The following is a 9,691-nucleotide window of genomic DNA, read 5'->3' as shown; positions in this document are numbered from 1 at the left end:
CCTATCTGCAGCGCGCCACCGCGTCCGACCTCGCCCACGCGAAGGTCCTGGGCAACAGCCTGATCTACGCCCAGCAGCACGACGTCACGCCGGACGGCCGCCTGCGCGCGTCGTACCAGCCCGATCCGTTCATCACCAGTACCGGCGCGCCCTATGTCGGGTCCAACGCCACCTACACCGGCAACCAGGCATGGGCCGGGCTCGCCTTCGTCCACCTGTACGCGGACACCGGCGACGGCGCCTATCTGACCGCGGCTGTCGCACTGGCGAACTGGATCCAGAACAACACCTTCGACGGCACCCGAGGCGTGCCCGGCTACACGGGCGGTCAGGATGCGAACAACAATCCCCTGACGTACAAGGCGACCGAGCACAACATCGACGTCGGCGCGTTCTTCGCGGCCCTGGCCAAGGTGTCCTGCGACCCCACGTGGTCGACGCGCTCGCGGACCGCGTTCGGGTTCGTCAAGTCCATGCTCGACCCGGGCACCGGCCACCTGTGGACCGGGACCGACCCCGACGGCGTCACCACGAACACCTCCCCGGTGCCCGAGGACGTCCAGACCTGGTCCTACCTGGCCACTCACGACCCGGCCTACGCGCAGGCGGTGAGTTGGGCCCAGACCCATCTGGCCGCGTCCGACAACGGCTTCACCGGCGTCAGCTTCTCCAACGCCGACACCTCAAAGGTCTGGTTCGAAGGTACCGCCCACCTGCTGGACGCCCTGTACACGCGCAACGCCCGAGGCGACGCCGCGGCAGCGACCAAGTTGTTGAACTCGCTGGAGGCCGCGCAGGCATCCGCGCCGAACACCGACGGCAACGGTATCGTCGCCGCCTCCTCGGACGGCCTGCAGACCGGTTTCGGCGACACCTACTACGCCTCGCTCCACACCGGAGCGACCTCCTGGTTCCTGCTCGCCGCCGAGCAGGCCGACCCCTACGTCCTCGGGCCCGGCGAGAACAACTACCCGTCCTGCAGCTCCCAGTACGGGCGAACCTCGGCTCGCTGAAGGCATCACCTCAGCACCGTCATCACTACTTCACCGCGTTTTCGCGGATCACCACTAAACGGAGCAGACATGCGTACTCGTACTTCGGCCGCGCTCGCAGTGGCCTCGGCCCTGGCCCTCAGCGCGACCGCTTGCGGCTCGTCCCACAGCAGCGGCGCGTCCGGTGGCGCGGCGGCTTCGACCTCGAAGATCGCCGGGTCGGGGTCGGGGGCCGGCAAGACGATCACCGTCTGGTACATGGACGGCGACCTGTCCGACGCGGTCCAGAAGGCCATCGGCGACAAGTTCACCGCCGACACCGGTGCGAAGGTGAACATCCAGGTCCAGGAGTGGGACGGGATCAACACGAAGATCGCCACGGCACTGGCACAGGGCAATCCGCCGGACGTCGTGGAGGTCGGCAACACCGACGTCCCGCTGTTCGCGGCCAACGGAGCCCTGACCGACATCTCCGGCGTCCAGAGCCAGATGTCCGCCGGTCAGACCTGGCTGCCGGGCCTCGTCGGTCCGGCGACCGTGGACGGCCACCTCTACGGCGCGCCGTTGTTCGCCGGCAACCGCGCAGTGATCTACGACAAGAAAATCTGGGCCGATGCCGGGATCACCGCCGCGCCGACGACGTTCGCCGGACTCACCGCCGACCTGGACAAGATCAAGGCGAAGAACACCGACCCCGAGTTCTCGGCGTTCTACTTCCCCGGCCAGTGGTGGTACAGCGCGCTGCAGTTCGTCTGGGACGCCGGCGGACAGATCGCGACCAAGAACGGCAGCACCTGGTCCGGAGCTCTGGAGTCGCCACAGGCCCAGGCCGGCCTGACGGCGTGGAAGAACTTCGTCACGACGTACTCCTCGCAGGCGTCGCTGAACACCGACAACACCAAGCCGGACATGAACGCGCTGTTCGCGCAGGGCAAAACCGCCACCCTGCTGAACACCAGCATGAACGGGATCCTGAAGGCGAACCCGGCTATGAAGGACCAGATCGGCACCTTCCCGTTCCCCAGCTCCACCGACGGCAAGACACAACCGGTGTTCATAGGCGGCTCCGACCTGGTGGTCCCGGCCAAGAGCGGGAACCAGGGCCTTGCGCTGGCCTACCTGAAGGCGGCGACGGATCCGGGTGTGCAGACGAGCGCGATCGTCGGCATCGACCACTGGACACCGGTCAGCACCCAGTTGATCGACCAGACGGTCTCCTCGCTGCAGGACACGTCGCAGGCGTTCTTCGCCGCGGCGAAGAACAGCGTCGCGACCCCGGCCACCCCGGGGTGGGCGACGATCGAGAGCGACAAGTCGATCAAGGAGTTCTTCGCCGACATCGCGACCGGACGCAAGTCTGTCGCGGACGCGGCCAAGGGCTTCGACGCGCACCTCGCGCAGGCTCTGAACGCGACGTCATGAGTCACACCACGCTCAAGCCGACCGCCGCCCCGACCGGGGCGGCGGCCTCCGGCCAAGGCCCTCGACGCGTCTCCGGCGCCCGCCGCGGCCGCGAGCCGAGGGCGATCCCGTACACCTTGCTGGCTCCGGCCGCTGTCGTGCTGGTGGTCGTCGTCGGCTATCCGCTGGTCCGCCTCGTTCTGATCTCGTTCCACGACTACGGCTTGCGATCGCTGTTCACCGGCGTGTCGCCCTGGGCCGGCTTCGCCAACTACACGGCGGTCTTCCACAGCGCCGACCTGGTCCCCATGCTCGTCCGCACCGCCTTGTTCTGTCTCGCGCTGGCCGGGGCGACACTCGTGATCGGCATGGCGTGCGCGCTGATGATGAAGTCGCTGGGCAGGCGGATGCGTTCCCTGATGGTCTTCAGCCTCATCACCGCCTGGGCCATGCCGAACATCGCGGCGACCTTGTTGTGGACCTGGCTGTTCCAGCCGACGTACGGCGTCGTGAACTGGCTGCTCACCCAGACCCACCTGTTCGGCGACCTGCGCCAGCATGACTGGACTGCGAGTGCGGTGTCCGGGCTGTTCATGGTGTGGTTGCTGGTGGTCTGGCAGTCGGTGCCGTTCGTCGCGGTGACGCTGTATGCCGGAGTCTCACAGGTCCCGGCCGAGTATTACGAGGCGGCAGAGCTCGACGGCGCGGGGTACTTGCGGCGCTTCCGGGTCGTGACGGTGCCGTTCCTGCGTCCCGTGCTGCTGCTGGTCGCGATGATGTCGGTGATCTGGGACTTCAACGTCTTCAACCAGATCTGGCTGCTGACCGCCGGCGGGCCGCACGGCGGGACCAGCACGCTGGTCGTCTGGTCGTTCACCAAGGCGTTCGCGAGCCAGTCCTACGGTCAGGGCGCTGCGATCGCGGTCCTGTCCACTGCGTTGCTGACGGTGCTGATGTGGTACTACGTGCGCCGCATGGTGCGCGCCGGGGAGGGATTGTGAAAGCCGTTCGTGTCGGCCGCGTCGGCCTGAACGCCGGTGCCGCCGTTTTCTGTCTGGTCTGGTTGTTCCCTGTCTACTGGATGGTGAATTCGGCGTTCAAGCCGTCCGGAGACCTGACCACCGAGACACCGAAGTTCCTGCCTTTCCCCTTGACGCTGGCGAGTTTCGTCGATGCGGTCGAGCGGCCCGGTTTCGTCAGCGGTCTGTACAACAGCTTGATCGTGACCGGCGGCGTGGTGCTGCTGTCGATCGGGTTGGCGTTCCTGGCGGCGGTGGCTTTGGCGAGGTTCTCCTTCCCCGGACGCCGCGGGTTCCTGATCGGCATGCTCGTCGTGCAGATGATCCCGGGGCCGGCGATGCTGATCCCGATGTTCCTCAGCCTCAAGAGCCTGAACCTGCTCAACACCCTGATCGGGTTGACCGTGACGCAGGTGGCGGGCGTGCTGCCGTTGTCGATCTGGATCCTGCGCGGCTTCGTGCAGGGGATCCCGGTGGAGCTGGAGGAGGCGGCGATGGTCGACGGCGCGACGCGCGGCCAGGTGATGCGCAGGATCCTGCTGCCGCTGACCTTGCCGGGGTTGATCGCGACCAGCGTCTTCGCGTTCATCGCGGCGTGGAACGACTACATCTACGCGTACGTGACGATGAAGGACCAGTCGAAGTACACGCTCCCGGTGTGGCTGGCCTCGTTCTCGACGGCCCAGGGGAACGACTACGGCGGGCTGATCGCCGGCTCGGTGCTGTTCGCCGTGCCGGTGGTGGTGTTCTTCATGGTGATCCAGCGGCGGCTGGTCGAGGGCATGACGGCCGGGGCGGTCAAGGGGTGATCGTCCCCGCCTCGATCTTCATGTTCGTCACCGCCTCGTAAGCGCGCCGTGGCCGGGACCTCCGGCGGCGCAGTGAAAAGGAAACAGCATGCTCCCGCTCGTCACATCGATCACCGAGAACTCGGGGTACTTCCTCCTCGGCACCCACACCGCGATCGGCGCGGACGATCCCGCGACACAGCCGGCCGCGAGGCTGCTCGCGTCATATCTGCAGACCGCGCTCGGCGCGGCACCGCCGATCCGAGATGCCGGAAGCATCGTCCTCGAACTCGGCTCCACCGGATCCGAGAACCCCGAGGCCTACCGGCTGACCGTGGTCCCCGACCGCGTCACGCTTCGCGCGCCCCGGCCCGACGGCCTTCTGCGGGCGATCCAATCGCTGCGCCACATGCTCCCGGCCGAGGCCCTGCGGCCCGCGAGCGGGTCGCGCGACTGGAAACTGAACGCCGTCGATATCACCGACGAGCCGGACCTGGCCTGGCGCGGAGTCATGCTCGACGTCGCCCGGCACTTCTTCGACAAAGCCGAGATCCTCCGCCTGCTCGACCTCATCGCGTTCCACCAGCTCAACGTCCTGCACCTGCACCTCACCGACGACCAGGGCTGGCGGGTCCCGATCGACCCCTACCCCCGACTGATCGAGGTCGGGTCGGTACGGCGTGCAGCCCACGAGGGCGAACCCGGGATCCCGCCAGGCCGCGCGTCCGGCCCCGCACACCGGGGCGCCTACAGCCACGCCGACCTCGCCGAGATCGTCGCCTTCGCCGCCGAGCGGGGCATCCTGGTGGTCCCCGAGATCGACATGCCCGGCCACGTCCAAGCCGCCGTCGCCGCCTACCCCGAACTCGGCATCGACCCCGCGCCGGTGCCCGAAGTCTGGCCACGCTGGGGGATCAACGACCTGCTGCTCAACCCCACCGACACCGTCGCAGAGTTCTTCGAGAACGTGCTGGCCGAGCTCATGCGGATATTCCCCTCGCCATACATCCACATCGGCGGCGACGAGTGCCCCACCGATCGCTGGGCGCAGGATCCGCAGATCGTGACACGCGCCGCCGCCCTCGGCCTCGCCGACGTCAGCCGCCTGCACGGCTGGTTCATGGGCCGGATGGCCCGGTTCGTCAAGGCACGCGGACGGATCCCGGTCGGCTGGGACGAGTTGGCCGGGGCCGACCCCGGGACGGTGGTGATGGCGTGGAACACCGGCGCGGGCATAGCAGTTCGTGCCGCAGAAGCCGGGCACCCGGTCGTCCTGGCACCCAGCGACCGGGTCTACTTCGACCTCTACCAATCCCCATCCGGCGAGCCCCGGGCGCAGAAGGGCGTCATCACCCTGGCCGACGCCTATTCCTTCGATCCGCGCGCCGGACGATGGGGCGCAGACTTACGGGACAGCGTGCTCGGAGCCCAGTGCCAACTGTGGACCGAATACGTCTCCGACCGGGATCAGCTGGACTACATGCTCTTCCCGCGACTCTGCGCGTTCGCCGAACGGGCGTGGTCGGGCGGGGCTGCGGATTTCGACGCATTCCAGACGCGGCTTCTACCGCACCTTGAACGACTGGAAGCCTTGGGCGTCGCATTCCGGCTACTTGACGGCGCCGAACCGCAGACCGGCAAGTGACCTTCGCCGTCCAGGGATGTGCCGGCGGCGGGGCACTTGTTGAGGATCGGCCGGACCCGGGCGTACCGGCTCGCACGGTCGGCGAGTTCCCGTGCCGGGAGTTGCGGATCGGTGGTACGTGGCGGGTCCCGACTGCAGACCTGTTGCGCTGTTGGGGCTGGCAGGGCGGTCCGCGGCGCCAGGGCCTCTAGGGGGCCGCGATGTCCTGCATGGTCGGAGCGCGGCTGGTCGCCGCGCGGCTCGCCGTCCGGCGTGCGGTCCGCGGCAGGTCGGGTGATGGCGATGTCCGCGGGTTCGGTGTGCAAGAAGTGCGGTGGCCGGGTGCCGGTGCTGGACGCCGGTGGTGAGGTGGTGTTGGACCGTTCCGGGAAGTCGAAGATGCGGCGTGTCGGTAGGTCGTGTCCGAAGTTGCGCAACGCTTCGGGGGTGGAGCTCCCATCATGGCAGCCGGCATTTCCAGTTGGAATTCACCGTTTCCGAAATCGGGCGTCAGGTGGTTGCTCGAGGTGGCTTGGGCAGCCGGACTGAGGCCGAGGAATCACTTGCTGCGGTGCGGGATCTGCTGCGTCTGGCGGATCGGCTCGGCGCCGGGTCGCAGGAGACTGGGGCGCTGCGGGTGCAGAAAGCCAAGCGGATCCGTCAGGATCTGGCGGACTCCGGTCGGTTGCCGAGCGCGGAGGAGGTGTCGCGGGCCATCCGCACGGCCAGCCGTTGACCGGCTTCATGACGGTGGGGGAGCGGCTGACGGACTGGCTGGCCGGGAAGTCGGCGTTGTCGGCGAGTACCCGTCGGTCTTAGCCAGTCGCATCTGCGGAACTACCTGGTCCCGTATCTGGGCCAGGTTCGATTGGACAAGCTGCGCACGTCGCAGGTCTCTGCCATGTTCAAGGCGATCGCTGCGAAGTCGCGGACCGCGGCGGCCCACAATGCCGCCCGGCGTGAGGTGCAGGCGGTGGCGAAGGCGGCCTGGTGCCGAGGCGACAAGACAGCGTGGCGGCAGGCGCGGGAGCGGCTCGCGGCGATGCCGGGGTATCGGCGTCCGTGCAGGGCGTCGACCCGGCAGCGGATCCGGGCCACACAGCGCTCGGCTCTAACGGCGGCTCGGCGTGAGCAGCTGGTGCCGGTGAATGCCGCCGCCTTGGTGGAGATGACCCTCGCGGAGCTGGCGCTTCTGCGCTTTCTCAATGAGCTTCTTCCGCCGCTCGTCGCCATTGACTCCCAGGGCTTCGAGAGCTGGCGTGCCATTGGCGACCACCTAGGCAATCGCGAACACAAATCCGAACACATTCCTCACCATGGGCGCGACCTCGATGGTGAATCCGTGGCCCTCGGGCTCCGGCGAGCCAGGTCAACACCCTGCGCGCTGCGGGTCAGGAGCCGCCACCGACCGTAGACCGTCAGGAAGACGTCCTTGCGGTCCGCAGGAACGGAACGCCGTCAGCAATAGCAGTATCGTAGCATCGTCATTCGCAATCTCCATCGGGCCAGAATAGCGGGCCTTGATTCTTTTAGGTATCGCATGATCGGCCTGGTCAATACGCCGGGAGCGGCGTCGGGTCTCGAAGTCAGGACCCTCCCACCAGCGGGCCCGCCGCCTGTAGACCACGGATCGTCGCCGGGGCCGTGCCGGTAGACGCAAGGGTCGCGGACGTTCTGCCGGAGCGGATGACCGGAGTCTGCGGAACCGTCCCGCCACACTCGCTCTCGGCGAACGGCACGTCCGACAGAGCTTCCCGGCACATTGGACGGCCCAGCAGCTCGAGCACGGCCTCTGCCGAGGTGCCAACGCGTCAAGGCCGCTAAAGGTGTCGGCGGATTTGTCGATGTGCCGTTTCTCGCCGACGGGGGTGCCTGTGGTGCAATCGAACCGGAGTTCTTCTGGGCACTCGCGGTGTGCCTGAGACAGGGCGAGGACCAGGGCGGCGTCATGGCCCTGTGGCCCAGGTCACCGCCTGTGGTCGTGGCGGCTTGGCCGGTGCGTTCGAGGCGGCGTCGGCCATTGCCAGCCCTTCCGAACCAGCGCGGCAACGGTGGGGTAGGTGCGCTGCCGCGGCTTTGGCGAAGTGCCGGGCTTGATCGCGATGGCTCACTTGGAGTAGGCAGGCGGCGACGTGACAGGCACTGGTCGCGACAGCCATGGAGGCGCTGCTGTCCTCTGGGCTGGGTCGAGGGCACGGTAGGCGGCGTGCAGAGCCAGGTCGTGCTCGCCCAGGCGGGTGAGCGGCGATCGGGTCAGTCGATACGTGATCCGCCCAAACCGAGTTCGGTCACGGCTGTCATCGCCCATCGGCGTCGCAACCGGCGTGTCGAGGCCAGAAGCCGCGACACTTTGTCCATGGTGCGGGTGAAGCGATCAGGAGCCGTGCACCGCCGACTATCACGGTTCAGGAGCATTATTGCGTTCCAGTGTCAAGGCCCGGATTCGTCATGTATAGCCGAGTCTACTGTTTCCATCTGACCCGTCGGTTGTCGTTGCGCCAATTTCGATATTCGAAGTATAGGTTTACGATAGTTGTCAACGCTGCGGTGAGGAATGTTGTGCCCCCGCGGTCAAGATAGCCTCGCCAGTAGGTCCATGTCGTCTCGTCGTGCGCGGCAAATATGATCACTGAAGCTGCTATGGAGAGACTTGTCAGCAATGCGAGTGCGAGTACCAGAAAATGCTCGCGGGGACGCTCGGTGCGGGCGTAATTGAGGAAACCCGTTGTATGTGCATCCTCGATGGTTCCGACCACGATCCGGATCTCGCTGTCGAATCGCCGGATCGCGACCTCGGGATCGAATCCGAGATCCCTGCCCGTCTGGCGTTCGAACGCCTCTGGAAACTCCGCAACGACCTTGTCCGCCACGCTGCGCAGGGTCTCCATGTCGTGGTCGATGAGCCTGATGTAGAGCTGGTTCTGGGTTTCAGAGGAGACGATGCCCCACAGTCCTGGGCGCGGCGTGATCAGCACAGGGGTGCCTGCCCGGATCTCATCTTTGATCGTGTCAGGCATCTTGCCAATGATCTCTTCCAGCTTGTCGTCTGCGAACGTGCTCTGCCGCGGGATCCAGCCCAAGCTGCCTAGAATTTTGCGCACGTCATCAGGCGCGACGTCGCCATCGGGGTAATGGGCATCGCCAGTGTGGTACCGCAGCAGCAAGCGCATGGGGCGACAGTACGGGAACCGACGGCTTGCCAGTCTGCGTTCATCGAATCGAGACCTTTGTCGATCGGTCGCTGCGAACCGTCGCGGAATCCAGGTAATACCTAGAAGGCGGGATTCGACATCCTGTCCACGACTCGAGCGATTTATCGACGTTGTCAACGTCGCTAGACCGGATTTCGGTGCAAGGAGTCTAGGGCGATGATTGGCACTTCAGCTTTGTCTCATCCTTGACGAGGACTCTAGTGCTCCAGCCGCCTTACGGGTTGTCCGCGTTAGGCTCGTCGCAGTCAGCAGCTGCTGTGATTGCTTGGTGCTGTCGCCACCAGTGTGACCGGCTCGGGGCATGTTGCGGTCCGTGAGGTCCACGGGGGTGAAAGAGCAACCCCGCGGTCTGCAGTTCAAGCCTGAATCGTCGAAGGCATCCCCGCCTGCCTGCATCGACGCCGACATCGTCGTGCTGCACGTCACCGGGTCCGGCGCCCCGGTCGCCTCCTACGGTGCCGACGCCGGCCTACTCGGCCGCGGTGATCCCTGACAGGAACCTGGCACCCCCCTTGGACGGACTCCCACAGGTCTCGCCCGCGACCTGCCGCAATACCGACCTGGCACCGAGTGTGAAGTGCCTGGACTCAGGTTCACTTTGCAGTAGGCCACGGCGATTCCGTCGGCGTCGATGGCGAGCATGGCGATGTATTCG

Annotated in this window: 9 protein-coding genes; 8 read left to right on the top strand and 1 reads right to left on the bottom strand. The window is 66.6% G+C overall.

The features are described from left to right. The 7 genes from GWK61_RS06450 to GWK61_RS06420 all read left to right on the top strand — a co-directional run. Positions 1-1,013: hypothetical protein (locus GWK61_RS06450; RefSeq protein WP_194906029.1), on the top strand; the 1,013-nt coding region annotated here is incomplete at its 5' end. Between the two features lie 69 nt (positions 1,014-1,082). After that, positions 1,083-2,414 carry an extracellular solute-binding protein gene (locus GWK61_RS06445; RefSeq protein ID WP_194906027.1) on the top strand — a complete coding sequence of 444 codons (1,332 nt, stop codon included), beginning with the start codon at positions 1,083-1,085 and terminating at the stop codon, positions 2,412-2,414. Continuing rightward, complete coding sequence (locus GWK61_RS06440; RefSeq protein ID WP_194906017.1) at positions 2,411-3,394, top strand: carbohydrate ABC transporter permease; 984 nt, start codon at positions 2,411-2,413, stop codon at positions 3,392-3,394. The genes GWK61_RS06445 and GWK61_RS06440 overlap by 4 nt, the downstream gene beginning before the upstream one ends. Then, a complete protein-coding gene (locus GWK61_RS06435; RefSeq protein ID WP_323747433.1) occupies positions 3,391-4,221 on the top strand; it encodes a carbohydrate ABC transporter permease in 831 nt (276 codons plus the stop codon). Before GWK61_RS06440 ends, GWK61_RS06435 begins: the two co-directional genes overlap by 4 nt. An 88-nt stretch (positions 4,222-4,309) precedes the next feature. Then, positions 4,310-5,845, top strand: coding sequence for a beta-N-acetylhexosaminidase (locus GWK61_RS06430; RefSeq protein WP_194906015.1), 1,536 nt, complete (start codon positions 4,310-4,312; stop codon positions 5,843-5,845). 460 nt (positions 5,846-6,305) lie between these two features. Beyond that, the gene (locus GWK61_RS06425; RefSeq protein ID WP_194906013.1) at positions 6,306-6,560 is read left to right on the top strand and encodes a hypothetical protein; all 255 of its coding nucleotides are present in this window, start codon (positions 6,306-6,308) and stop codon (positions 6,558-6,560) included. 165 nt (positions 6,561-6,725) lie between these two features. Continuing rightward, the gene (locus tag GWK61_RS06420; RefSeq protein WP_194906011.1) at positions 6,726-7,238 is read left to right on the top strand and encodes a hypothetical protein; all 513 of its coding nucleotides are present in this window, start codon (positions 6,726-6,728) and stop codon (positions 7,236-7,238) included. 1,048 nt (positions 7,239-8,286) lie between these two features. Here the strand turns inward: GWK61_RS06420 and GWK61_RS06415 are convergent. Further along, a complete protein-coding gene (locus GWK61_RS06415) occupies positions 8,287-8,994 on the bottom strand; it encodes a hypothetical protein (protein ID WP_194906009.1) in 708 nt (235 codons plus the stop codon). 370 nt (positions 8,995-9,364) lie between these two features. Between GWK61_RS06415 and GWK61_RS06410 the strand changes: the two genes are divergently transcribed. Continuing rightward, entirely contained in the window at positions 9,365-9,529 is a 165-nt protein-coding gene (locus GWK61_RS06410) for a hypothetical protein (RefSeq protein ID WP_194906007.1), read from the top strand. Positions 9,530-9,691 lie beyond the last annotated feature (162 nt).

Origin of the sequence: Catenulispora rubra (genome assembly GCF_015356825.1) — a bacterium.
Taxonomy (GTDB): Bacteria; Actinomycetota; Actinomycetes; order Streptomycetales; family Catenulisporaceae; genus Catenulispora; species Catenulispora rubra.
The sequence above is the reverse complement of the archived record's forward strand: the minus strand, read 5'-3'. Positions and strand labels throughout refer to the sequence as shown.

What these genes read in the sequence shown, in the direction of transcription:
- GWK61_RS06420 (WP_194906011.1), top strand. Translation starts at nt 6,726, where the DNA reads ATGTTCAAGGCGATCGCTGCGAAGTCGCGGACCGCGGCGGCCCACAAT.
- GWK61_RS06430 (WP_194906015.1), top strand. Translation starts at nt 4,310, where the DNA reads ATGCTCCCGCTCGTCACATCGATCACCGAGAACTCGGGGTACTTCCTC.
- GWK61_RS06440 (WP_194906017.1), top strand. Translation starts at nt 2,411, where the DNA reads ATGAGTCACACCACGCTCAAGCCGACCGCCGCCCCGACCGGGGCGGCG.
- GWK61_RS06445 (WP_194906027.1), top strand. Translation starts at nt 1,083, where the DNA reads ATGCGTACTCGTACTTCGGCCGCGCTCGCAGTGGCCTCGGCCCTGGCC.
- GWK61_RS06415 (WP_194906009.1), bottom strand. Translation starts at nt 8,994, where the DNA reads ATGCGCTTGCTGCTGCGGTACCACACTGGCGATGCCCATTACCCCGAT.